Below are 24,188 nucleotides of genomic sequence, written 5' to 3' on the forward strand. Positions count from 1 at the left end.
ATAATCTGCAGAATGTCCCCTCATACTAATAGAACTTTCCCTCCGAAAGCTTTTACTTAAGATTTAGGCAGGTCTCCTGGCTTTTGATTCATTCTCCCCTTAACCTTCCCCTTTAAAAGAGTGGTATATTTAAGGTTCGTCATCATTTACAGTAGCGGGGGCTGCTGTGGAATTTAACCACATTCCCTTTTCACTTATAAAAGCACCTAAATTCTTATTATTGAATTTTTATATTGCTTTAATTTGAATTTAAATCTATCACAAATAAAATTATAGATTTAAATTAATTCTATGTCAAGTTATGTAACTTTATGAACTACTACCACTTATTCCATTGAAGTGATAACTTCATGGTCAATATTCCTATTGGAACAAGTTTACCCATACTCAAAAGGTCATTCCAACCTCACTAATTACTAATTTCGGTAGATTTTTACTAATATTTATATCTCTATCGTGATGTACAACACAATTCGGACAAATTCATTTTCTAAGTGATAATTTTTTACTTCTAAATTTTTATGCCCACGCTCTGAACATAGCTGAACTTTTTAAATCAAATAAAATAAAGTATGAAATTTTATTCCATCAATTTCAGATTTGTAATTTGTCCATGGAAATAATTTAAGTGAAGCTATCACTATTGATGAATCAAGTATTTTAATATTTCCTAAATCTTTAATATTTTCCTTTGAAACTTTTGGAGTCAATCTCATTAATTTAGCTATAGTTAAATTGAAAATATCAACGAAAATTTGTGGATTTCTTTCGCTATCATTTCTAGATGTACCAGCATGAAAGACTACTTGAACGATTTCTTGTAACTTTTCGTCATTTTTATTGCAGCTTCCATATCTCTTAATGAATCTAAAGTCTTTATTTCAGAGAATATAAATAATTTAAGATGCTCCTTAGTGAAAATTTATCATTTTTTAAGATATGATCAGACTAAAAATAAGAAATTAAAGATTTCATATGAAAAATTTCTAAGTTGAAACAAAAAATTAATCACCAAAGTATAACAACTACCGTAATATTGAAATTCAGTGAATAATTCAGTTCCAATTGTAAACTTATTCACAGTGCTCCCAATTATATGACACCTAATGACCAAATAAAAATTGTATTAAAAAGTGATGACAATCCATATCACATTCCTACTAATTATTTTTTATAATGCTCCCACTACATAAGCTTGTGAATCTTAGTAGAGCATCTTTATTATTTAGCATTTCTTCAGCTTGACTTATAACAATTAAAAGAGAATGCTCATCTATCATTGTGATTTTAATCTCATCTAATTTAATCTGCTCATTTATATCAATTTTTTATTTCATAGTATCTCTTATAACTCTTGGATGCTCTTGTCTGATTCATGAGAAGATGCAACTCCTAGTGCATAGTTTATCTCCATATTTTTTCCATAAAATATAAAATTTTAACTTAAGAATAATAAAATTCAATTTTATATTGACATTTTTTGATGCTCGTTATATAAGTTAATTGTAAAGATTATGTTAAGCATTGTTAATAATTTTTAACAATACGTTTTATTTAGCATATTGAACTATTTCTATTAAAAATTAAAATCACAAATGAGGAGAGATAACTATGAATAATTTTAAAAGAAAAACTCTTGGCTTATCATTAGCATGCATTATGTCTTTTTCTTTAGTTGCATGTGGAAATTCTGCTAAAACAGAAGAAACTAAAAATGACACTAAAGTAGAACAAACTGATAACAAAAATGAAGTTAAACTTGAAAAGGGTAACTGGGCTCCTGAAAATTACGCTGCTTTAACAGATCTTATAGAGAAATACGGCAAAAACAGCAAAGATTATGATGAAAAGAAAAAACCTTACGCTGTATTTGACTGGGACAACACATCAATAATTAATGATGTTGAAGAAGCGTTACTTGCATATCAGTTAAAAAATCTTGAATTTAAAATGACCCCTGAAGAATTTAGCAACACTATTAGAATAAACATTCCAAAGGACAACTTTGTAGAAACCTGCAATAACGACGAAGGAAAGCCTGTTAACATCGAATTAGTTGGTGCTGATATTGATTCTGACTACAAATTCTTATATGAAAACTATAAAGGTTTCAAAGGAACTAAATCTTTAGATGAGATTAAAGCTACTCCTGAATACAAAGATTTTATAGCTAAAACTAGATACCTTTACAATTCAATCGGTGAATCTTTTAGTTCTGATGTAAGCTATCCATGGGTAACTTACCTATTTGCAGGAATGACTGAAAAGGAAGTTGCTGAGTTAACTGAAAAATCAAATGATTATTGGTTAAACCATGAACTTGGTGAAGAAACTTGGACTAGTCCAAAGGAATTAGCAGGTAAAGCTGGCGTTGTTTCTGTTAAATTCCACTCTGGTTTAAGAACAATTAAAGAGCAACAAAACCTTTACAAAACTTTAATGCATAATGGAATAGATGTTTACATCTGCTCAGCATCATTCATAGATGTTGTTAGAACATTTGCTACTAATCCTAAGTTCGGATATGAACTTCCAAAAGAAAATGTATTTGCTATGGAACTTGAAAGAGATGATAAAGGTGTAATTAAAGCTGAATTTAGAAAAGGCTACGATCAAACTCAAAGCAAAGGTAAAACTAAAACTATAGAAAAGTTTTTAGTTGAAAACCATGGTGGACAGGGTCCATTAATCGTTGGTGGAGATAGCGCTGGTGACGTTGCTATGTTATCTGATTTCAAAGATACTAAATTTAGCTTAATCATTAACAGGCGCAAAGGTGATGAACTTGGTAAACTTTCAAAAGAGGCTGCTGATACTATAGGTAAATCAGATGCTAGATATTACCTACAAGGAAGAGATGAAAACACTGGCGAATTTAGACCAAGCCAAAAATCTGTATTCCTAGGAAGTAAAGAAGAAAAGTTACTTAAATAATACAAGCAATTGTAATTGATTGCATTGTTAAAAGTATATTAGTGAAATAGTAAAATTGCTAAAATATAAACTTTATTAGAATATAAAATATGTCAAAATAAAAGGAGTTGTCGCATTAACGATTAAAAACCGCTAATGCTCAGCTCTTATTTTCTATTGTTTTATAGCAATTTAAAAGATATTTTCAAATAAATTCATACCTATATTTTAAAAATGGAGCATTTGAATAAGTCCTTCCAATTAGAGTTTTTTCAAACATTTGTTTTTTAAAAGTTTAAAATTAGGCAGTATTTTTAATAAAATTCAGCTCTATTTCACTGGATTTTGCTATGTATTTTTTTATTCTATAGGAAATTATAAAAAGTCAAATATGTGAATAACTTTAAACAATTCATAACCTTAAATAATGCATAATTCACAGTTCACAATTCACAATTAAGGCGGAAATTATTTTTTAGGAAAAAATTTCTTTGAAGAATTTTTTTGACTAGCAATATAATTGCTAGTTTTTTAAATATCTCATAGTTGAATATTGTAATAATATGTGGCGAACACTGTTCGCCGCTACAAAATCAATTAAAAATTTCTCATCAATCGCTGAGAAATGCCCACAATTGTGAATTGAGCATTGTGAACTGTGCATTGAATAAAGTTCGCCGCTACAGGACAATTCAAAATTTCTCAGTGATAGCTGAGAAATATCCATAATTGTGAATTGTGCATTGTGAATTAGAAAAGAGAGTTCAACGAACTCTTTTTTTACGTTATAAGCATAGCCAAAAGAATGCATTCAGCCAGGACATTCTGCTTTCCTTTGAGAAGAAATCTTCTAAATTCCATATTTTGATTTACTTCGCCAAAATATGAATTTCTTTAATAACTTCTCCTTCTAAATTTTTAATGTAAAATTTATTTCCATCAATAACTCCATAACTGTGAGGATTATTTTCCTTAGGATATGCAATAGAACCAGGGTTAAAAATAAATATGCCATTCTCACTTCTTGCCACTGGTATATGAGTATGTCCATAAATTATAATATCCCCTTTTGATATATTAGGCAGATTGTTCTCATTATAAATGTGACCATGAGTTACAAAAATTCTTCTATTATTAACTAAAATCACATTGTAATCCATCATGCAAGGATATGTAAGGAGCATTTGATCAACCTCTGCATCACAATTTCCTCTTACTCCTATAATCTTTTCTGCGTATTCATTTAATAAATTTGCTACTTCTTTAGGATTATACTCCTCTGGAAGAGGATTTCTCGGTCCATGATAAAGTACATCTCCCAAGATAACCATATAATCTGCTCTTTCTTTTATGAAGGCCTCAACACCAAGTTTTGCATATTTCAATGAGCCATGTATATCAGACATAAAAAATAACTTCATTAATATCACCTTTTTCTAATTTTTTATATATTATATCATTATTTCACATAAATCATAAAATATATGATATGTTTTGCTTACTAAAGTATTTTTATATCTTGGTTATATGACCCCAGAAAGCCTTTTATTGCTGCTATAAACTCTATAGGTTTTTCATAAATAACTGCATGACCTGCCTTTTCAATTACAACCATCCTAGAACCTTTTATTTTTTTATGTATTAATTTTTGATAGCATATAGGTGTTAAAGTATCATATTCACTACCTATTATCATAGTAGGTAAACTTATATTTTTTATTTCTTTTGTCAAATTTAAATTTGATGCACTCTTAACTATTCTTCTAAAAGAGCTATACCACTGCTTAGTAAGACCTATTGAAAATGCTTCTTCCTTTTTCTTAAGCCATTGTATATTTTCCTCATAAAATTTATGTGAATATATATAAGGCATTGTAGCTTTAAAAAGTATTCTTCCATCATAAGTGCTCGCTGCAAAATCCCATAGTTCTTTTATATCTTTCATTATATTGCTATTATGACAGGTTGTATTAGACAATATTATAGACTTTAGCTTATGAGGATATTTTAATGCAAATTGCAATGCTACTTCTCCACCGTAAGATATACCCATAATATTACATTTATCTATGTTTAATTTTTCAATAAATTTATATAGTATTTCTACTTGAAGATTTTGATCATATTGAAAGTTAGCACTAGAAGATTGTCCTTGATCTATTAAATCAATTAATATTAAATTGTAATCATTAAAACTTTTTCTAAAGGGGTGCCAGCTTATTGTACTCATCATTATTCCAGATAAAAATATAATTGGCTCTCCACTTCCGTAACTTTCGTAATGAATATTATAATCTTCAATATTTAATTTCGGCATATTTTTCCTCCTTTTCCTCCTAGCTTTCTATTTTATAAATAATTTCTATTTTTCTTCTATTAACTCCTTCTTAATTATTAATCATTTTAAATATAACTTTCTTTATATATTGTATTTTTAATTAAGCATGCTTATTTATAGATAATTTAAGCACTGCTAATATTAGCAATGCTCAAATTTATTTAGGCGGTATAACTGTTGCCACACCGTCAATCACAATCTTTCCTTCTTCATTTATCACAGTAGTTTTAAGTTTTACTCTATTTTTTTCTTTATTAATTTCTATAACTTCTACGTCAGCTTTTACTGTATTTCCAATCTTCACAGGTGCTAAAAATTTTAAATTCTGTTCTAAATATATAGTTCCCGGTCCTGGTAAATACATTCCTAATACTGTTGAAATAAACCCTGAAACTAAAATTCCATGAACAATTCTGCCCTTAAATGTAGTTTTAGAAGAAGCTTCTTCATTAATATGAGCAGGATTTAAGTCCCCAGTAATTCCTGCAAACAAATAAACATCACTTTCACTTATGGTTTTTTCAAAAGAGGCCTTATCTCCTAAATTAATTTCTTCAATGGTTTTACCTTTCATAAAATATCACCCCTCTTGTTTTTAATATATAAATTAAACAGTAGCGGTGATACAATTGGGTATAATTTTATTAAGTTAACTGAAAAATTATTAGAATAATTATTTAATAATTAGAAGTTCTCTCCTAATTATACTTTTATTTTATGCATTACGCCCCAAATCCTTTTAATAATTTATTTTTAAGTTCAAATCCCATTAAATCAGTTTAAGTTTATATAATGCCTCCATTTTAGAACTTCTTATATTAATAAAAATTGATATAAGAAAAAGAATCCTTTAAGATAATAATTTCTCATCTTAAAAGATTCTTTATAAATCAGCATATAAAAATTTCTTTTCTAAATGCCTAATTCAACTTTATATTTATAATTATTATATTAAAACAAATTATTACGTAAATTTAAAATCCACAAGTTTAAGATTCTTTATTTTCTTCTAAAAATTTGTTAAGATTTTTAACTTCTTTTCCCTTTACTAGTAATACTTCATCTTTTTTACTGTGAACATATAGGTTATATTGCCATAGATTATTTCCTTTGTTGTCTTTTTCTATTACTTTATAATATGGTTCATTATTATAAGTAATCTCTTCTACATATACATTTTTTATATCTTTAAGCCAGTGTAGTTTATCAATTTTCTCAAGAGCAGCCTTTACTTCTTTTGTATTTTTTAAATACTCTACTTTTGCTTTTTGTATCTTGTCTTTTTCTGCTAATAAATCTTTATCATTATTATTTAACTGTAAAGCTTCATCAATTTTTAATAATGCTTTTTGAAAATCACCATCTTTAATAAAGTTATCCAATTTTTTTAGTGCAAACTCTTTAGCTCTTTCAGGTATGACTTTTAATGTATCCTGTGCTTGAGTATAGAATTTATAATTCTCCCTAACTAGAGCAAATTCTTCCTTTGCCTTAATAAATTCTTTCTCTTCAAAATATTTTATTCCATTTTTATAATGCTTATCATCTTCTATATACTTAAGCATTTTATCATATTCTATTTTAATTTTTTCTGATTTATCTCCATAATATTTAAAATTAACTATAGACTCTTCTGCTTTTTTATTTTCAATAGTATTATTTTCTAAGCTAAATTTTAAAGCTTCTAATTGGTCTAATAAATATGTATCTATTTTTTCTTTATGCTTTTCCTTTTTTGTTTCGTCATAGATCTTATGTGCTTCTACTTGATTGTTTTCAGTGAAATACTTTTTAAAATCATTTAGTTTTCTTACAAATCCAGACTCTGTTGCATAAAGCTTTCCACCAATTATAAGAAATATAACGGCTATAATTGCAAAAACAGTAGATAACTTATATTTCCTCCTTGTTTCTTTGTTTTCAAAACCCATATTCTTCCTCCTAAACTATGTCCTATGTAATATAAACCTTATCTAATTATAATAATATAGCCATCAGTTGTAAAATTTATGAATATTCAAAATATTATTAAAAAAATTAGAGAAGACTTTGCTCCTTCTCTTTAATATAGCACTAATATCATCCCATTTTAAGCTAATATTTCAATTTAATTCCATAAGCAATCTTGAATATACAATAACCTATATAGCAATTTATAACACTGAAAACTTAAAAAATAAAACTTTTATAGCGTCAAAGTCTTAAAAAGATAAGTTTATAAACTTATCTTTTTAAGACTTTTTTTAAGATTTTTTCTTGAATATATACTAGATATAAACCCTAACATAATTACACTAATTATCAATGCTTCTTGCCCATATCCTATGAAAGGTAATATAACTCCCATAATCGGTGATAAGTTCATAGCCATTAATATACTAAAGACAAATTCTATTCCAAAGAATATAGTTATTCCTATGATTATATTTTTTCCATATTGATTTTTAATTTTTTTACTACTTTTGTATATTAATCCTATAAATATTAATGACAAAATACCTATACCTAAAGCTGGTCCCCATCCAAGAGTATATATTATTGAAGTAAAAGTAAAATCTGCTTCAGGTGCAAGTAAATTTGGTATATTTTCACCAATTCTTCCTATAAAATTTGAAGAAGATAGTGTCTTTGAAATAGACATATTTATAGAACCCAAGTTATTGCTATTTATTAAAAATGGAAAAACTCTGACTATAATATAAGAGTTATTTATATAAGAAAATACTATACTTCCCATAGCAAATAATGAAAAACCAATCGAAGTGATTTTTTTATTACTATTTTTAATTGTTAGAATAATAAAGGATATAGTAAAGATACAATTATAAACTCCGTTAGCTAGTTGCATTAGTGAAAAATTCGCTAGAATAAAAATTCCTAATATTATAAGAATTTGTTTTTTATTTCTATAATCTACATTTTTAATTATTCCACTAATTGATATTAAGAATAAAAATAAAATAAACATATTAGCATTTAAAGATAAACCGTAAGGAAAACCAAAATCATCTTGAAGTATAGATATTCCAATTTTAATAATATTTAGAGCAAAGGCAAGTGATAAAATATGATACGAATACTTCTCTAACTTTCTATAGTCAAAATAGTATACTCCTAAAACCATACCTAAAATTAATGGAATCATTTGTAATTGGCTTATTATTATATTGATATAAGTGGCCTCTCTCCAACCCAAATCAATAGTCCTAAAGAAAATTCCAAATAAAATTAATATTACACCTATAAACATAGACTTATATTCGAACTTTCTTTCATATACCTATCAAACTTAATACCTATTTCCTCAGAACTTCCCATATCTCTTATTGCTAATTTATAAGCTTCATCTTCCTTATGCCCATTAACTATATATTCTAAGGATAATTCCTCAATATGACTTCTTATTTCTTCTTTTATTTCACTATGGACTTCTTTGCATTTAATAACACTACAAACCTCTTCTAAATAAGAGCTAATTCCATCCATTACATCAACACCCCCTGATATAAAATATCGTCAACTGCTCCTTTAAAAGTTTTCCACTCCACTTCTTTTTCTTTTAAAAGTTTAATTCCGCCTTTGGTGATCTTATAATATTTTCTTTTTCTTCCCTCATCACTTTCAACCCAATAAGCTTCAACTGCATTTTCCCCCTCCAAACTATGGAGTATAGGATATAAGGTACCTTCTTTAAAAGTAAAAACTCCACTGGACTTTTCTTCAATTTCCTTAATCATCTCATAACCATACATAGGCTTTTCTTTTAAAAGACTTAAAATTAAAATTACTGTACTTCCTTTTAATAATTCTTTACTAATCTTCATAATTTCACCTCCAATACATAGATATACTATACATAGTAAATCTATGTATATAGTAAACCATATATTTCTTAAGGTCAAGTGAAATATAGCCTTCTTAAAATAAAGATTTTATAATTTCATGTAATCAAAAATAAAAATTTTACCTAATAAAAAAATAAGAAAATCAATATTTGATTTCTCCTTAAAGCTACCATAACTTCTTACATTAAAAAACTAGCAATTTTATTGCTAGTAAGTTATATAATTTCTTATTCAATTTTCATGTTTTCTGTAAAGATAAGAAAATAAAAGTATACCTAATATGGACCCTGCAAATACTTGTTTATTATAGTAAATCAAAGGATTATATTTATAATAATTTGTTATTAACTCTTGAGATATTACATTGAAGCATCTTTTTATTGCATCTTCATCTATATATTCAACTTTATCATCAAGAGTATGAATTCTAGATAAATCATAATCTGATAATGTCACTGCTTCTATATTATTTCGTCTAAAACCTTCATGGTCACTAGAATTTTCAAACAGATAATTAAAGTATATTTTTTCTTCTTCAAAGATTTTAGTTAAATCTTTTATTAATGCAGTTTCCTTAGTATCTTTATCTCCACCCATAATGCAAAGAGGTACGCCTTTAATGCTTCCTATCATATCAAAATTATAGAGTTTGCTTTCTGAAATTTCATCTTTATATTTATTTAAAAATTCATTTGAACCAATACAACCAAACTCTTCTGCATTAAATGCTACAAATAAAATATCTCTATCAGCTTTCCCTAGTTTTTGAATATAATTTATCATTTCTAAAAGAAAAGCAGTACCAGAAGCATTATCTAAGGCACCACTATAAACATTTCCTAAGATATCTTGTCCCACATGATCAAAGTGGCAAGATAAAATGATAGGACTTTTTTTACTATCAGCGCCCTTTATATATCCCATAACATTATTTACAGTAGCTTCAGAAATTTCATAAGGTATATATACATATATAGAATTACCCATGTTTAAAAAATCGTTTAATTTTCTTAATTCTTCCATTTTCATCTTTATATATAGATCAAAAGGTGAATAAACCATAAAAGAGCTTCTAAAATTTAAGTCATCAGTATCTGTAGCATAAAAAACTATTGAAGCATTATCAGTCTTAATAACTAAAGTGTCACTATCGTTACTTTTGATATGACTTTTATCAAAGGTTGCTTCATTTACTTTAAAGTTAATAAAATCTTCTTTATACTCTACTCCATAATCAAATTTTTCAATTATTTTATTATTATTATCCATTACTAATAATGAAGGATCATCGTCTAATACCTTAGGATATTTAATCCTAAAAGATTGTAAAAAGGAATCATCAAAAGGAATTAAATTATTTTTTATAAATTTATTTTTTATAAATTTTTCAGTTATTTGATTTTCTAGAGTTCCTGCCAATCTTCCTTTTAAATCATCATGAGATAAATATGCTATAGTTTCTTTAACATTTGAAGTATTAAAGTTATATATGTTAAAATGGTTTTGGAAACTTAAGGAAGATAAAATGAGAGAAACACAAAGTAGATAGCGTATAATAAATTTTTTCATAACACTCTCCTAATAAAAATATTTCTTATTAATAATATGTATGTGTATAATAAGGTATGATAGGAAGTGTATAGATAATTCACAATGCACAGTTCACAATTCACAATTAAGGAGGAAATTATTTTAGGCAAAATAATTTATATAATGCATAATAACTAGCAATATAATTGCTAGTTATTATGTGGCGAACACTGTTCGTCAGTTATCCACACCTGGGGAACAGTAGTGAAGCCCTCTAGGGTTCCCCTGGGGTGCAGCATAGTTCGTAAGAAAATTAGTGGTCTTACACTAGTATTATGGAGATAAGCGATATAATTAAAATATAGTTTAATACTGCAGATACATTTCCATATCCCACTGCACCCCAGGGGTCTATATAAAAAAGTAGTTACAGATTTAAACTTTTGTAGCTGTTTTAATTTTATTTTAAACTCATAATTTTGTTATAGACCCCAGGGGTGGAAGGTTAATGCTGAGAAATATCCATAATTGTGAATTTTGCATTGTCAATTTTCAATTGTATTAGTGGTTTTCTAAAGAATTAATAATGGAGGTAAATGAATGAATTGTATTAATGAAAAACTTATAAAAGAATTTAGTTTAAGTAAAAGTCAAGTTGATAATGTTATAGAAATGTTAGATGAAGGGAACACTGTTCCTTTTATAGCTAGATATAGAAAAGAGAGAACAGGAGGTCTTGACGATATAGTTTTAAGAAGCTTTTCAGAAAGACTTAATTATCTTAGAAATCTAGAAGAAAGAAAAGAAGATGTTATAAGGCTTATAGATGAACAAGGAAAGCTTACAGACGAAATAAAGGCATATCTTATAAAAGCTGAAACATTAACAGAAATTGAAGATATTTATAGACCATTTAAGCCTAAAAAAAGAACAAGAGCTACTATCGCAGTGGAAAAAGGATTAACTCCATTAGCAGAAGCTATATTTGAAGGTGAGTTTAAAGGAGATATAGAAGCTTTAGCTAGCGAGTTTATAAATGAAGAAAAGGGTGTAAACACTATAGGAGATGCACTAAATGGTGCTATGGACATTATAAGTGAAAAGATTTCTGATGTAGCTGAGTATAGAAAGTATATAAGAACTTTAGTTTTTAATGAAGGTATTATTGAAATTAAAGGAGATAGTGAAGAGACTACACCTTATGAAATGTACTATGAATATAGTGAAGCTGTAAAATCTATTCCTTCTCATAGAATACTTGCAATTAACAGAGGAGAAAAAGAAAAAATACTTTCTGTTAAAATAAGCTGTGATATGGATAAGATTATAGAATACTTAAAAAGACAGACTTTAAAAAACAATAGTATAACTGATGAGTTTATAGAAAAATCTGTAGAGGATAGTTTAAAGAGATTAATATATCCTTCAATAGAAAGAGAAATTCGTTCAGAACTTACAGATAAAGGCGAGAATGGTGCTATAGATATATTTAAAGCAAATTTAAAAGCTCTACTTATGATTTCACCTATAAAAGGAAAAACTGTTATGGGATATGACCCAGGATTTAGAACAGGCTGTAAGATAGCAATATTGGATGAAACGGGAAAATTCTTAGACAATGTTACAGTTTATGCTACCGCGGCTAGTGAAGATAGTATTAAAAAATCTATAAAAATCCTTAAAGAAATGGCTATAAAATATGATGTAGATGTTATTTCACTAGGAAATGGTACTGCTAGTAGGGAATCAGAAGAGGTTTTAGCACAAGTTATAAAGGAAGTAAAAGGAGAGAATGGAAAAGATATATACTATGTAGTGGTTTCAGAAGCAGGGGCTTCAGTATATTCTGCTTCAGAACTTGCCACTAAGGAATATCCTAACCTAGATGTAACTGTAAGAGGGGCTATATCCATAGGAAGAAGACTTCAAGATCCTTTGGCAGAACTAGTTAAAATTGATCCTAAATCTATAGGGGTAGGGCAATATCAACATGATGTAACACCTAAAAAATTAGACGAATCATTAAAGGGAGTAGTTGAAGATTGTGTTAATACCGTAGGCGTAGATTTAAATATAGCTACACCTTCACTATTATCTTATATTTCAGGAGTAAACTCTACTATTGCACAAAATATAGTAGCTTATAGAGAAGAAAATGGTAAGTTTAAAAATAGAAAAGAACTTTTAAAAGTAAAAAGATTAGGTGCTAAGGCTTTTGAGCAATGTGCTGGATTCTTAAGAGTTATGGAAAGTGAGGAGCCACTTGATAATACATCTGTTCACCCGGAAAGTTATAAAGCAGCAAAAAAATTATTAGATATTTTAGGATATAGTAAAGAAGAATTAAAACAATTTAAGCTTAAAGATATAGAGGAAAAAGTTAAAACTATAGGTGAAGAATCTTTAGCAGAACAAATAGAGGTAGGGGTTCCTACATTAAAAGATATAATAAAAGAAATTAAAAAGCCAGGTCGTGATCCAAGAGAGGAACTTCCAAAACCAATATTTAAAAGTGGAGTAATTGAAATGTCTCAATTAAAACCTGAAATGATACTTATGGGTACAGTAAGAAATGTATCAGATTTTGGTGCTTTTGTAGATATAGGTGTACATCAGGATGGATTAGTACACATAAGTCAATTAAGTGATAAATTTGTAAAACATCCACTAGATGTAGTCAAAGTAGGAGACATAGTGGAAGTTAGAATACTAGAAGTAGACGAAAAAAGAAAAAGAATATCACTATCTATGAAAAAGTAACGAAGAAATAAATACTTAAAAAGACTTATAATAAAATTTATATATATATTTTATTATAAGTCTTTTTAAAATTTTCTTAGTTTAATATAAAAATAATCAAAATATTTTCTACCTGCATTATTTTCTTTAATTTACCATACAATATAGATGTTTACATAGATTTAAAATTATTTACATAGATTTAAAATTTTTATACTATTAATCTTTAGTTTTGAAGAGTAAAATGGTGAATAATTGAGCAATATATCAAAAATAAATATAAATTTACGGAAATAGACTTTGATAAATTTAAATAGAAAATTAAGAAGATAATTAAGTTAAAATAGACAAATTTCGATATTGATTTCATTCTTTAAAAGGAGTAATTTATATTTTGTTATGTAAAAAGATAATTTATTAAAAGGTTTAAATTTATATAAAATAATAGAACATCTAAAATAACTAGTTAAATATAGGACAAATATTTTGCTGAGGATGTCTAATTATAGAAGTGAGGAAGGAGTTAGTATGGGAACATATTTGCAAGGTGGAATTTGTTATAATATTATAATTTACAAACCAGATTTTGAAGGTAGCAATTTAGAAGTTGATAAAGTCCTAAGAGCATTAGATGAAAAAATTGATATGAGTTTGTATAATAAAAAAGAATCAGAAAAAATTATACTATATGTATTAAAAGAGGAAGTTCTAATAGAAAACATAGAAGATTTTTTAAAGGCTCAATTTCAATTCTATAATTTAGAAGATGAATTAAAAGAAGAAGTTCTAAATCCTATAAGAGAATGCGAGGATTTTGAGGAAGTAATAAGTTTAGCTAAAAAAGGAAACTATGCTAATTTGGGGCATGGGAGTGTACTTGAGCATATATATGTTGATTCAAAATACGATATTAGAGTCTGCTATGAGTGTATAACCTTTTTTAAAGAGGGCAAAATTGTTCTTGAGAATAATACCAATTTTTTAGTGTACATAGAGGATTTAATTAAAATATCCTCAAAATATAATAAATTAGGAAGTACAGTTAAAGTGTTTATAGAGTAGATAAGTTTATTGTAGATTGCTATAAGTTGAAATATAGATAAACTATCTTTAATCAATAGAGAATTAAAAACGGATAATTGACAATTGTGAGGAAATCAACTTTAATAAAACTAATTTTTAACTAATTTTTTAACTAATTTTTTACTAGCAATATAATTGCTAGTTTTCTTCTTTTGAAGTTACTTCATAACTTCAAAGATAAATTAATTCTAAATTTCTTAGTTGCTGCTGAGAGATATCTAAATTATGAATTATACGTTTTGAATCCAAATAGTACTTATATATGAAAACTGATTTTTATTGGATATAAAATATACTTAGAATATTTATAAACTATTTGATTTATATACTTTAAATTAAAAAATAATAAACAATATGTATGTTTTTAAAAGAAAGTGACATAATATAGGGGAGAGGATTATAGAGCTCTGTAATTAGCTCGATTATATACGCAATAAATGAGTTTTAGTAAATAGCTTTTGGTAGAAGTTATTTACTATTTTTTTTATCTATCTTAAATATAAAATCTGATAAAATTTTATCGTTTTTTATATCATTTTTGCTTTTCATTAGCATTTTAATATTCTCTTGTTTGTAACAGAAAATAGCTAATATAGTTATTGTGGTTATTGATGTTATTGAAAGAACCACGATACAAAGGATGATATTACCCATTATATCACCTCCCATAAGCTTTAATAAGCTCTATAATCCTCTCATATTTAGATACAGAGGAGGTAATTACGTATATAATATTGTATCTAATTTGTTATATCTAAATTATGGGACAAAATCTAAATAAATATTCAAATAATTATAACTAATTATCATTATTCTATTGAGGAATTTTTAACTTTGGTATATAATAAGATTGTGAAAAAAATATTTTGATACTCTTCAGGGCGGGGTGTAAGTCCCCACCGGCGGTAAAGCCCGCGAGCCGAGAGGCATGATTCGGTGAAACTCCGAAGCCGACAGTATAGTCTGGATGAAAGAAGATTGTGTAAGAATTATTCTGCCCTGACGTATTTTTATATGTCGGGTTTTTTAATTTTTATACGATTCCTAGAAGTTGTATAAATTTAGGAGGTATTTAAAATGAAAAAAAATTTTACACTAGATAAGATGATTAAACTTTCGTTATTATCAGCAATTGCTTTTATACTTATGTATTTTGATTTCCCGGTATTGCCGGCTTTCCCATGGCTTAAGATGGATCTTAGTGATGTACCAGCATTAATGGGAGCATTTGCTTTTGGACCATTAGCAGGGATAATAATAGAAGCTTTTAAGAATGTATTAATATTAATACTAAAAGGAACTCATACTGGATTTATTGGAGAATTAGCAAATTTTTTAATTGGTATTTCATTAGTTTGTCCAGCAGCATATATTTATCATAAAAATAAAACTATAAAAACAGCATTAATTTCAATGACTGTAGGACTTATATCTATGGAGATAGTGGGAGTACTTGCTAATATGTTTTTATTAATTCCACTATACATGCCTGACATGCCGCAAAGTGAGTTAGCGAAATATGTAATATACGGAATAATACCATTTAATGGTATAAAAGCAGTGATAATTTCGGCACTTACATTTATATTATATAAAAGAGTTTCTGTATCAATATTTAAAGTAGAACCTATGACTAAAAAATTAGATAGAAAAACAAGCTAGGATTTTATCCTAGCTTTTTATGTATTGTGAAAGAGATATATGACTCTATTACAAGATTTCTTAATGAAAAATTTATAGTTATTTTAATATAAAATAAAAAAATCGTGATAATTATTCACGATTCTTTAAATATTCCTTTTCCACATTATAAGTCCATCTTCTTTATTATCTTCGTAATAGCCTTTTCTAATTCCTTCAACTTTGAATCCATGATGCTCGTAAAGTTTTTGTGCTGCTATGTTTGAAGCTCTAACTTCTAAAGTCATAGCAGTTACACCTTCCTTTTTACATATAGATTCAAGACTATCAAGAATTATATGACTATAGCCCATTTCCCTATATTCTGGATGAAGGGCTATATTAGTTATATGTGCTTCCTCAAAAATAACCCACATTCCACCAAAACCAATAACTTTATCATTATTTTTTAGAGTTACATAGCGAGCAAATTTATTAGTTAATTCTTTTTCAATAGATTCTAAACTCCAAGGAATAGGAAAGCTTAGCGATGATATTTCTTGAACATATTTAGTAGTCTTAGCATTCATTAATTCAGTATATAGACTATCCATTACTTTTCATTTTCTCCTCATATTCTCTTTCTGCTTGAGAAAGTCTTAAATAAATTGGAGCAGTAGCATATATATCATCTTGTATTCCATCACTTAAATATTTTATACCTATTTGTCCTAAAGAAGCTGCTCTTGCTAAATTTAGATGGGATGGAGCGAAATTAATATTTTCTAATTCATTAGAAAGTTTTTCTTTAAACTTATAAGTTCCATCACCTATGAAATATATAGATTCATCTTTTTCCTTTAAAGTAGTTATGAGTTCATCAAGAGAAATTACCATAGGCTCAGTTAGTGATATAAGATTGTTATCTTTAAATTTATATAGGGCAGTATATACATTTCCTCTTAAAGCATCCATAATAGGGCATATCAGTCCATTAGCATAGAATAAGTTATTTGCTAAACCATCTAGCGTAGAAACACTTATAAAAGGCTTTTTAGAAGCTTGAACCAAACCTTTAATAGTAGCCATACCAACTCTAAGACCAGTGAAAGAACCAGGACCTTTAGAAACTACAAATCCATCTATATCATTTATATTTAATGAGGTATTTTTTAGAACCTCATCTATCATTGGCATAAGAATTACAGAATGTTGCTTTTTATAGTTAAAGTTTACTTCTCCAATTAATTTATCATCTTCTAATATAGCTACAGTAGCACATTCTGTTGCACAATCTAAGCTTAAAATTCTCATAGTGTTAACTCCTTTATATAGTCATATCTTAAACCAGTATAATTTATAGTGACTCTTCTACAGCAAGAGCCTAATTGTGGAATTTTTTCTAAAACAATTGTTAGACTATCTTCAGGGATTAATTCTTCAATATAATTTGCCCATTCAATAACACTAACTCCATCACCAAAAATATATTCATCAAAGCCAATGGCTGCAATTTCGTCAGGATCATTAACTCTATAAACATCAAAATGGTAAAATTTTAATCTCCCATTATCATATTCATTAACTATATTAAATGTAGGACTTGTAATGTTGTCCTGTATATCTAGCCCCTTTGCAATACCTTTTGTTAAGTGAGTTTTACCCGTGCCAAGATCACCTATAAGGCAGATAATATCCCCACTATTGCAAAGCTTACCTATTTGAACACCTAGTCCTTCTGTCTCTTCTATAGTATTAACGATAAATTCCATTAAGTTCACCTCATTTAATATTTTAGCCCAAAAGCAATAAAAAGAAAAGGCAATAGACAAAGTATTGCCATAGTAGTTGTAAACTATAACTAAAAATAAATATTATTAAAATATCCTTGAAAAATAACTAATTATTTTTTGAAGGTACATTAGTAGAATTTTTTTGAGCTTTAGCAATTAAAGTATCTTTCATATGCTTAACTGCTTTTTTGCATATAAACCCATTACTAGCCATATCATCTAGTATACTAAATGCTTCATACATATACATTCCTTTTCTATAAGGCCTATCCTCCGTTAAAGCTTGATAAATATCACAAACTCCTATTATTCTAGCTTCTTCGGAGATTTCTTCAGCTATTAATTTTCTAGGATATCCTTCACCATTAAGTTTTTCATGATGATTACAAGCCCAATCACATATATCAGATATTTCCTCAATTCTATCCAATATTAGCTTTGTGTAATAGGTATGAGATTTAATAATTGAAAATTCCTCATTAGTAAGTGAGCTATTTTTATCTAAAATATCATTAGGAATAGCCACCTTTCCTATATCATGCAAAAGTCCTGCAATTTTCATTTTTAAGCATTTAGAATCACTATATCCAATATGCTTTGAAACCTCATAAGCAAGGTTTGCAATACCTCTAGAGTGGCTTGCAGTAAAAGAACTTTTATTGTCTATTATAGAAGCAAAAATATCTGCTATATATTCAAACTCTTCTAAAGTAACATAGGTAATATCTTTAGGTAAAATATCTTGTAATATAAAAGGAAAAAAAGGTGTATTGTTAATATCTAGCCAAAAACTTTCAGCAGGACATATCTCTAAAAATGCCTTTACTATTTTAGGAGAAAAAATTATTCCTTCATTTCTCTTAACATAGTCTATTATTTTATCTTTTTGCATATAAAAAGGTATAGAATCATCATATAAAATTTCTATAGAGTCTGCTAGTCGTATGATTTGGCTTTCAATAGGAGTTAAATAATTTTTTAGTTTCATTGCTCCACTACCATCATAATTTTCATGATGATATAAAATAATATCATACATATGAATAAACATAGGAATTTTTAATATCATATTAGCGCCTTCAATACAATGCTCTTTTATATATTCCTTAAAAGTATGAGCTTTATCAAAAATACCTTGACATCCAATATCATGGAGCATAGCTGATATATATAAATTTTTATATGATTCATCATTTAACTGTAACTGTTTACCTATTCTTAATGAAATATAAGTTGTTCGATTAGAATGATGAGAAAATTTGGACTTAGTGCTATTATTACTACCTATGTCTTCCATCATCTTCAATCCCATATCAGAATTAGCCATAGCTAAATCAAGAGCAATTGAAAGTGCATGAACTATTTTATTTAAACTAATTTCCATAAATCAACCCCACTTAGGCCCCCGAAAGAAAATAATAATCGAAAGATGCCATATCCTATATTAAATATTTACTCAAATCAAACTATATTTATGTAAAAAATCTAAACTTATATAAATATATTATCATAGAGAGTATTAATTAATGAACATTTTATTATAATTATATATTATAGCAATAAAAATACTTAGGAAATATTTAAAAATTCTAATAATTGATATATAATATTCATGAGTACCTTAATATTAAGGAGGAATAAACAATGTTTGTAAGTAATTTAATGTTGACAAGAGATAAACTTATAACCGTTACGCCAAAAATGACAATAGGTGAAGCATTAGAACTTATGGAAGAGCATGGATTTTTATCAATTCCAGTTGCAGAAGGAAATAAGTTTATTGGAGCTATATCAAAAGAAAAAATATACACTTATTATTATGAAAAATGTGTAGAAAGAGAATGTTTACTTTCAGATTTTTTAGTAGAAAACGTTATGAGAACTGACGTACCAACAATAAAACCATTAGAACAGGTTGAAGAAGCAGCACACTTCTTAGAAACTAGAAGTGTTTCATTTATAGCAGTTGTAGATGAACGTGGAGATTTTAAAGGTATAGTAACTCACTATGGAATATTCCATCAATTTACTGAACTATTTGGATTAAATAAAGGACATCGTTTAGCAATCATAGCACATGATATTCCGGGTCAAATATCAAAATTATCTAAGATTATTACTGAGAATAAAGGTGACATAATAAGTTTTGTTGTTGTAGATCCAAAGAGTAAAACAGAAGTTAAAGAAATTGTAGTAAGGGTTAGAACAGAAAACTTTGATGAAATACTATCAAAGGTTAAAGCTTCGGGTTTTAATGTGCAATAATAATTAAAATATGTATAAACTTAAATTAAGTATCTAAGAAAACAATAAGTTTAAGAGGTTAGCCTATTTTATGTAGGATAAAGCATTAGGATTTATTCATAGTGATGTTATGAGAAGATTTTGATGACGCAGTGTAATGTAAAATAGGCTAACATAATGGATTATTATTTTTGAACACATCTTAATTGATAGTTAATAATTGATTTTATGAAATTGAATAAACTACTTTAACAAAATTCATATTGTATTTGTGGAAATAATGTGATATAATTAATCCTGTTATAGGGGTATGGCTCAATTGGTAGAGTAGTGGTCTCCAAAACCATTGGTTGCGGGTTCGAGTCCTGCTGCCCCTGCCAAAAACTCAGTAAACTTTGTTTTACTGAGTTTTTTTACTTTATTAGAAAATCAATATAAGCTATTTAATTTTAGAACCGGTATATTTCTACATAGATTATTGTTTATATCAGTATAGAAATTTATATGATAGAGCAAATATTTTTTAAATTTAGTATTAATTATTATTTCATTAATATATGACAGCATAAGACAATAATCCTGAATATTCTTTTTATTTCAAATTCATGCTATAATCATTTATGTAAAATCTATAATTTAATATATTTATAGAAATTATACTTAATTATTAGGAGGTAAAGTATGAGCACTTTAATTAATACTAAAGTAAAAGATTTTAATTTAAGATTTGCAGAAGAGAAAGATGTTCCTTTAGTTCTAGAGTTTATTAAGGAATTAGCAGATTATGAGAAATTATTACATGAAGTTGTTGCTACAGAAGAAATTTTAAAAGAATCATTATTTGAACGTAAGGTAGCAGAAGTTGTAATTGGAGAATATGAAGGTAAACCAGTAGGTTTTGCATTATTTTTTCACAATTTTTCAACATTTTTGGGACGACCAGGTATCTATTTAGAAGATTTGTATGTGAAGCCAGAAATGAGAGGAAAAGGATTCGGAAAAATACTACTTTCATTTTTAGCTAAACTTGCTGTAGATAGAAATTGTGGTAGACTTGACTGGTGGTGTCTTGATTGGAATGAGCCATCAATTAAGTTTTATAAACAGTTAGGAGCAGTTCCTATGGATGAATGGACTGTTTATAGAGTGCATAATGAAGCATTGTCTGAGTTGGCAGAAAGTTTTAATAATTAAAATCAATAGGACGTAAATTAAAGGGGTTATTTTTTATAACCCCAATTATCATAACTATATTAATATCTTTATAGAATAATTAAACTCTTTACAGAAAAATCAATTAAAAACTTCTCTAATAAAGGAGAATTATCAATAATTGTCCACTGTCAATAGTCAATTTTCAATTGTATAGCTATCTCAGATTTTTATCTAAAAATGCTAGTATATCATCATAGACTTCTTCTTTGTTAATTTCATTTAGTATTTCATGTCGTGCATCATCATAAAGTTTCATTTCTACTTTCTTAATACCTACATCTTTTAGACTATTTTGAAGTCTTTTAACACCTTGCCCCATTAACCCTACAGGATCTTTTTTACCTGCTAATAATAGTATAGGTAAATTTGGAGGTATTTTACTTAAGTTTTCATTCTTGTAATTGTCTTTAAGTCCTCTTAACAAATGATAAAAATATGATGTTGAATGTATAGTGCCACACATAGCATCTTCAAGATATTTATCTACTTCCTTAGTATCTCTTGTAAGCCAATCAGAATTTGTTCGATTAGGTTTAAATTTACTATTAAAATTTCCAAAGCTTAATTTGTCCATAAGAGTAGCAGGGGCTTTAGGGCCTTTTTTCTTCATTTCCATTTTAGCTACCAATGCCCCAAAGGAAAATTTGAGATTTTGTTTTCCGTTACTTCCAGATAAAATTAATGCTTTTAACTCACTACCATAAAGTTCACTATATCTTAAAGAAATAAAGGAACCCATGCTATGGCCTAATAGGAATACAGGCAATTCAGGATTTTCTTTTTTTATTATATCTGTTAATTCTTTAAGATTGTCTACCATAAGATGAAATACGTCACCTTCACCCATGTATCCAAGTTCATTAGGGCTTGTTTTACCATGACCTCTATGGTCATCAGCATAAACAATATATCCGTTTTCATTTAGAAATCTTGCAAAATCATTATATCTTCCTGCATGCTCAGCCATTCCATGAGATATTTGTACTACTCCTTTTATTTCTGACGCTTCTGGAGTCCACTTATATACATAAATATCTTTTTCTAGTTTATCTTTAAAATACAAATTGTTTAGTGCCAATGTAATCATCCCCTTTAAGTTTATAAAAATAATAACTAGAAAGCTTTAATAACTCAACTATTATGAAATCAACCTTCCTGTTTCATGAAAAAATATATTGCCTATTTAATCAGCTATTTTTCTCCATGTACATTATTATAATTTGCTGTAATAAATTTTGTTATGGTTTCTATAGGTATTTTATTAATTTTAAGGAGATTTTGAATTAAGAAACCATCTATTGTAGCAGAAATTAATGAAGCCATTGCAGAAAAGCTGGTATCATCTTTTGTATATGTTTTCTTTAGCCCCTTAATTATAGCTTCTTTGCTATAGTTGTAGTTTTCCTTAAAGTATTCTTCAAGTTTTTTATTTCCCATTAATGCCTCGCTTATAAGGTATATATGGAGCTTCCCTCTAAATTCTTGAGACAAAATAGACTTATACACTGTAGATAAAATTTCTTCAGGGCTACTTTCACCTTCAATATTTTCTATCCAGTGTACAAGCTGATCAGTTAAGGCTTTAAGATGCCTGTCTGTTATATCATATATCAATTCATCTTTAGTGGGATAATAGTAGTAAAGAGTGCCTTTACTAATTTCACATTCTTTTGATATATCTGAAAGACTAGTATTTTTAACACCTTTTAATTCAATAATTTTTGTAGCTTTTTCTATAATAATTTCTTTAGTATCTCTTTCCATAAAAGACCTCCTATCGGTCGACTGGCTGATTGTAAAATGATTTTACTGCTAACTTAGATAATTGTCAATAATTTATGATAATGAACCTAGATATAAATATGCAAGAAATAATAGGTTCAAGAGCTGCTAAGATAAAAGTAAAAAGGATAAAATAAAACTTAAATTAAAGAGTTATAAGCATTATACTTATAATAATCAACTGTAATAGTATTATATAAGCTTTATAATAGTATAAAGTACCATGAAATTATTCTGAATATTTGGTAATATATAATAAAGAATACTTTTGTACATATTAATCAAGATTATTAAGAGTTTAACTAAATTATATTAAAAACAATTAGTTAGTATGCTAACCAATACAACTATTTTAACTTTATTTAAAAGTTTGTTCTTAAAGGAGAAGTCTCTACAATTCTCAATTCTCCATTGAATAAGGGAGTGATGTAAATGAATAGTGAACCAGAATATCATATTAGATTAAGAGATAAATGTTTTGAAGAATTTCCTACCTTGGAGACAAAGAGATTTATACTTTGCAGATATAATGAAATTTTCTTGAAAGATATAGAAGAGCTTTTTTCTGATAAAGAAGTAATGAAGTATTCTGGCACAGAGATTATAGATGCTAAAAAGCAAGCAAATATGTATTTAGAGAAAGTAGAAGTGATGTATAAAAATAAAGAAGGTATTAGGTGGGTTATAGTTGATAAAATAACTAATGAATTTCTTGGTGATATAGGGCTTTATAATATTGATTTATATTCAAATAATACGGAAATAGGATATACAGTTGTTAGACATCACTGGAGAGAAAAAATCGCTAGTGAATGTATAGAAAGGCTTCTTAAATTTGCCTTTAAGGAATTATATATGAATAAGATTATTGCTATGATAGATAGAGATAATTTTCCATCTATAGCCTTAGTAAAAAAAATAGGATTTTGTGAAGATGGTGTATTAAGAGAACACTATTACAATCATCAAATAGGTGAATATGGCAATATAAGTGTATATTCTATGTTAAGAAAAGAATATATGAAACAAATTTAAAAATATTGAATTTTATATAATTTTAATAAAGACTATTATAATATAATAGTC

Annotated in this window: 23 protein-coding genes, 1 tRNA gene and 2 riboswitches; of the genes, 8 read left to right on the forward strand and 16 right to left on the reverse strand. The window is 27.4% G+C overall.

All coding sequences use genetic code 11. The features are described 5' to 3' along the window. Window positions 1-49: 49 nt before the first annotated feature. Window positions 50-225, reverse strand: a riboswitch (cobalamin riboswitch). 326 nt (window positions 226-551) lie between these two features. After that, window positions 552-716 (reverse strand): hypothetical protein, encoded by a 165-nt coding sequence (locus ACY1IQ_RS17405; RefSeq protein ID WP_461615168.1) that lies wholly within the window; start codon window positions 714-716, stop codon window positions 552-554. An 895-nt stretch (window positions 717-1,611) separates the two neighbouring features. Here ACY1IQ_RS17405 and ACY1IQ_RS17410 point away from each other — a divergent pair. Then, window positions 1,612-2,934, forward strand: coding sequence for an HAD family hydrolase (locus ACY1IQ_RS17410; protein WP_461615169.1), 1,323 nt, complete (start codon window positions 1,612-1,614; stop codon window positions 2,932-2,934). An 848-nt stretch (window positions 2,935-3,782) separates the two neighbouring features. Here ACY1IQ_RS17410 and yfcE read toward each other — a convergent pair. The 8 genes from yfcE to ACY1IQ_RS17450 form a co-directional block, all read right to left on the reverse strand. After that, a complete protein-coding gene (yfcE, locus tag ACY1IQ_RS17415) occupies window positions 3,783-4,334 on the reverse strand; it encodes a phosphodiesterase (protein WP_461615170.1) in 552 nt (183 codons plus the stop codon). An 80-nt stretch (window positions 4,335-4,414) separates the two neighbouring features. Next, window positions 4,415-5,230: an alpha/beta fold hydrolase gene (locus ACY1IQ_RS17420; RefSeq protein ID WP_461615171.1), complete on the reverse strand. Its 816-nt coding sequence runs from the start codon at window positions 5,228-5,230 to the stop codon at window positions 4,415-4,417. 178 nt (window positions 5,231-5,408) lie between these two features. Beyond that, window positions 5,409-5,825 carry a MaoC family dehydratase gene (locus ACY1IQ_RS17425; RefSeq protein WP_461615172.1) on the reverse strand — a complete coding sequence of 139 codons (417 nt, stop codon included), beginning with the start codon at window positions 5,823-5,825 and terminating at the stop codon, window positions 5,409-5,411. Between the two features lie 415 nt (window positions 5,826-6,240). Further along, the gene (locus ACY1IQ_RS17430) at window positions 6,241-7,182 is read right to left on the reverse strand and encodes a hypothetical protein (RefSeq protein WP_461615173.1); all 942 of its coding nucleotides are present in this window, start codon (window positions 7,180-7,182) and stop codon (window positions 6,241-6,243) included. A 284-nt stretch (window positions 7,183-7,466) separates the two neighbouring features. Continuing rightward, entirely contained in the window at window positions 7,467-8,501 is a 1,035-nt protein-coding gene (locus ACY1IQ_RS17435; RefSeq protein WP_461615174.1) for a hypothetical protein, read from the reverse strand. Beyond that, window positions 8,492-8,737: a permease prefix domain 1-containing protein gene (locus ACY1IQ_RS17440; protein ID WP_461615175.1), complete on the reverse strand. Its 246-nt coding sequence runs from the start codon at window positions 8,735-8,737 to the stop codon at window positions 8,492-8,494. The genes ACY1IQ_RS17435 and ACY1IQ_RS17440 overlap by 10 nt, the downstream gene beginning before the upstream one ends. Continuing rightward, window positions 8,737-9,075, reverse strand: a complete 339-nt coding sequence (locus ACY1IQ_RS17445) for a PadR family transcriptional regulator (protein ID WP_461615176.1) — start codon at window positions 9,073-9,075, stop codon at window positions 8,737-8,739. The genes ACY1IQ_RS17440 and ACY1IQ_RS17445 overlap by 1 nt, the downstream gene beginning before the upstream one ends. A 252-nt stretch (window positions 9,076-9,327) precedes the next feature. Next, window positions 9,328-10,665, reverse strand: a complete 1,338-nt coding sequence (locus ACY1IQ_RS17450; protein ID WP_461615177.1) for a M28 family metallopeptidase — start codon at window positions 10,663-10,665, stop codon at window positions 9,328-9,330. A 561-nt stretch (window positions 10,666-11,226) separates the two neighbouring features. Between ACY1IQ_RS17450 and ACY1IQ_RS17455 the strand changes: the two genes are divergently transcribed. Then, window positions 11,227-13,386 (forward strand): Tex family protein, encoded by a 2,160-nt coding sequence (locus tag ACY1IQ_RS17455; RefSeq protein ID WP_461615178.1) that lies wholly within the window; start codon window positions 11,227-11,229, stop codon window positions 13,384-13,386. Window positions 13,387-13,893: 507 nt separating this feature from the next. Continuing rightward, window positions 13,894-14,427, forward strand: coding sequence for a hypothetical protein (locus ACY1IQ_RS17460; RefSeq protein WP_461615179.1), 534 nt, complete (start codon window positions 13,894-13,896; stop codon window positions 14,425-14,427). A 489-nt stretch (window positions 14,428-14,916) separates the two neighbouring features. On the opposite strand, the gene ACY1IQ_RS17465 is transcribed toward ACY1IQ_RS17460, so the two are convergent. Further along, window positions 14,917-15,102, reverse strand: coding sequence for a hypothetical protein (locus tag ACY1IQ_RS17465; RefSeq protein ID WP_461615180.1), 186 nt, complete (start codon window positions 15,100-15,102; stop codon window positions 14,917-14,919). Between the two features lie 214 nt (window positions 15,103-15,316). Next, window positions 15,317-15,431: riboswitch (FMN riboswitch) on the forward strand. Window positions 15,432-15,525: 94 nt separating this feature from the next. On the opposite strand from ACY1IQ_RS17465, the gene ACY1IQ_RS17470 reads away from it, so the two are divergent. Continuing rightward, on the forward strand, window positions 15,526-16,110 hold the full coding sequence (locus ACY1IQ_RS17470; RefSeq protein ID WP_461615181.1) for an ECF transporter S component: 585 nt from the start codon (window positions 15,526-15,528) through the stop codon (window positions 16,108-16,110). Window positions 16,111-16,235: 125 nt separating this feature from the next. Here the strand turns inward: ACY1IQ_RS17470 and rimI are convergent, their stop codons facing one another. The 4 genes from rimI to ACY1IQ_RS17490 all read right to left on the reverse strand — a co-directional run bounded on the left by rimI (window position 16,236) and on the right by ACY1IQ_RS17490 (window position 19,245). Further along, window positions 16,236-16,682, reverse strand: coding sequence for a ribosomal protein S18-alanine N-acetyltransferase (rimI, locus tag ACY1IQ_RS17475; protein ID WP_461615182.1), 447 nt, complete (start codon window positions 16,680-16,682; stop codon window positions 16,236-16,238). After that, window positions 16,675-17,382: a tRNA (adenosine(37)-N6)-threonylcarbamoyltransferase complex dimerization subunit type 1 TsaB gene (gene tsaB / locus ACY1IQ_RS17480; RefSeq protein ID WP_461615183.1), complete on the reverse strand. Its 708-nt coding sequence runs from the start codon at window positions 17,380-17,382 to the stop codon at window positions 16,675-16,677. The genes rimI and tsaB overlap by 8 nt, the downstream gene beginning before the upstream one ends. After that, a complete protein-coding gene (gene tsaE / locus ACY1IQ_RS17485; protein ID WP_039635283.1) occupies window positions 17,379-17,840 on the reverse strand; it encodes a tRNA (adenosine(37)-N6)-threonylcarbamoyltransferase complex ATPase subunit type 1 TsaE in 462 nt (153 codons plus the stop codon). The genes tsaB and tsaE overlap by 4 nt, the downstream gene beginning before the upstream one ends. A 127-nt stretch (window positions 17,841-17,967) precedes the next feature. Next, a complete protein-coding gene (locus tag ACY1IQ_RS17490; RefSeq protein WP_461615184.1) occupies window positions 17,968-19,245 on the reverse strand; it encodes an HD-GYP domain-containing protein in 1,278 nt (425 codons plus the stop codon). Window positions 19,246-19,505: 260 nt separating this feature from the next. Between ACY1IQ_RS17490 and ACY1IQ_RS17495 the strand changes: the two genes are divergently transcribed. From ACY1IQ_RS17495 to ACY1IQ_RS17505, 3 genes are all read left to right on the forward strand, one after another. After that, the gene (locus ACY1IQ_RS17495; protein ID WP_461615185.1) at window positions 19,506-20,126 is read left to right on the forward strand and encodes a CBS domain-containing protein; all 621 of its coding nucleotides are present in this window, start codon (window positions 19,506-19,508) and stop codon (window positions 20,124-20,126) included. Between the two features lie 283 nt (window positions 20,127-20,409). Beyond that, a tRNA-Trp gene (locus tag ACY1IQ_RS17500) sits at window positions 20,410-20,485 on the forward strand. Window positions 20,486-20,786: 301 nt separating this feature from the next. Beyond that, window positions 20,787-21,299 carry a GNAT family N-acetyltransferase gene (locus ACY1IQ_RS17505; RefSeq protein ID WP_461615186.1) on the forward strand — a complete coding sequence of 171 codons (513 nt, stop codon included), beginning with the start codon at window positions 20,787-20,789 and terminating at the stop codon, window positions 21,297-21,299. Window positions 21,300-21,474: 175 nt separating this feature from the next. Here ACY1IQ_RS17505 and ACY1IQ_RS17510 read toward each other — a convergent pair whose 3' ends face one another. Both ACY1IQ_RS17510 and ACY1IQ_RS17515 read right to left on the reverse strand, forming a co-directional pair. Beyond that, the gene (locus tag ACY1IQ_RS17510; protein WP_461615187.1) at window positions 21,475-22,398 is read right to left on the reverse strand and encodes a lysophospholipase; all 924 of its coding nucleotides are present in this window, start codon (window positions 22,396-22,398) and stop codon (window positions 21,475-21,477) included. Between the two features lie 113 nt (window positions 22,399-22,511). Beyond that, window positions 22,512-23,084 (reverse strand): TetR/AcrR family transcriptional regulator, encoded by a 573-nt coding sequence (locus tag ACY1IQ_RS17515; protein WP_461615188.1) that lies wholly within the window; start codon window positions 23,082-23,084, stop codon window positions 22,512-22,514. Window positions 23,085-23,534: 450 nt separating this feature from the next. On the opposite strand from ACY1IQ_RS17515, the gene ACY1IQ_RS17520 reads away from it, so the two are divergent. Continuing rightward, entirely contained in the window at window positions 23,535-24,137 is a 603-nt protein-coding gene (locus ACY1IQ_RS17520) for a GNAT family N-acetyltransferase (protein ID WP_461615189.1), read from the forward strand. The last annotated feature ends 51 nt before the right edge of the window (window positions 24,138-24,188 follow it).

Source organism: Clostridium sp. Marseille-QA1073 (genome assembly GCF_054863625.1).

Coding starts and splice junctions, on each gene's coding strand:
- ACY1IQ_RS17435 (WP_461615174.1), bottom strand. CDS start 8,501: ATGTTTATAGGTGTAATATTAATTTTATTTGGAATTTTCTTTAGGACT.
- ACY1IQ_RS17455 (WP_461615178.1), top strand. CDS start 11,227: ATGAATTGTATTAATGAAAAACTTATAAAAGAATTTAGTTTAAGTAAA.
- ACY1IQ_RS17405 (WP_461615168.1), bottom strand. CDS start 716: ATGAGATTGACTCCAAAAGTTTCAAAGGAAAATATTAAAGATTTAGGA.
- ACY1IQ_RS17410 (WP_461615169.1), top strand. CDS start 1,612: ATGAATAATTTTAAAAGAAAAACTCTTGGCTTATCATTAGCATGCATT.
- ACY1IQ_RS17490 (WP_461615184.1), bottom strand. CDS start 19,245: ATGGAAATTAGTTTAAATAAAATAGTTCATGCACTTTCAATTGCTCTT.
- yfcE (WP_461615170.1), bottom strand. CDS start 4,334: ATGAAGTTATTTTTTATGTCTGATATACATGGCTCATTGAAATATGCA.
- tsaE (WP_039635283.1), bottom strand. CDS start 17,840: ATGGAATTTATCGTTAATACTATAGAAGAGACAGAAGGACTAGGTGTT.
- ACY1IQ_RS17495 (WP_461615185.1), top strand. CDS start 19,506: ATGTTTGTAAGTAATTTAATGTTGACAAGAGATAAACTTATAACCGTT.
- rimI (WP_461615182.1), bottom strand. CDS start 16,682: ATGGATAGTCTATATACTGAATTAATGAATGCTAAGACTACTAAATAT.
- ACY1IQ_RS17425 (WP_461615172.1), bottom strand. CDS start 5,825: ATGAAAGGTAAAACCATTGAAGAAATTAATTTAGGAGATAAGGCCTCT.
- ACY1IQ_RS17420 (WP_461615171.1), bottom strand. CDS start 5,230: ATGCCGAAATTAAATATTGAAGATTATAATATTCATTACGAAAGTTAC.
- ACY1IQ_RS17440 (WP_461615175.1), bottom strand. CDS start 8,737: ATGGATGGAATTAGCTCTTATTTAGAAGAGGTTTGTAGTGTTATTAAA.
- ACY1IQ_RS17470 (WP_461615181.1), top strand. CDS start 15,526: ATGAAAAAAAATTTTACACTAGATAAGATGATTAAACTTTCGTTATTA.
- ACY1IQ_RS17450 (WP_461615177.1), bottom strand. CDS start 10,665: ATGAAAAAATTTATTATACGCTATCTACTTTGTGTTTCTCTCATTTTA.
- ACY1IQ_RS17445 (WP_461615176.1), bottom strand. CDS start 9,075: ATGAAGATTAGTAAAGAATTATTAAAAGGAAGTACAGTAATTTTAATT.
- ACY1IQ_RS17520 (WP_461615189.1), top strand. CDS start 23,535: ATGAATAGTGAACCAGAATATCATATTAGATTAAGAGATAAATGTTTT.
- ACY1IQ_RS17505 (WP_461615186.1), top strand. CDS start 20,787: ATGAGCACTTTAATTAATACTAAAGTAAAAGATTTTAATTTAAGATTT.
- tsaB (WP_461615183.1), bottom strand. CDS start 17,382: ATGAGAATTTTAAGCTTAGATTGTGCAACAGAATGTGCTACTGTAGCT.
- ACY1IQ_RS17515 (WP_461615188.1), bottom strand. CDS start 23,084: ATGGAAAGAGATACTAAAGAAATTATTATAGAAAAAGCTACAAAAATT.
- ACY1IQ_RS17465 (WP_461615180.1), bottom strand. CDS start 15,102: ATGGGTAATATCATCCTTTGTATCGTGGTTCTTTCAATAACATCAATA.
- ACY1IQ_RS17430 (WP_461615173.1), bottom strand. CDS start 7,182: ATGGGTTTTGAAAACAAAGAAACAAGGAGGAAATATAAGTTATCTACT.
- ACY1IQ_RS17460 (WP_461615179.1), top strand. CDS start 13,894: ATGGGAACATATTTGCAAGGTGGAATTTGTTATAATATTATAATTTAC.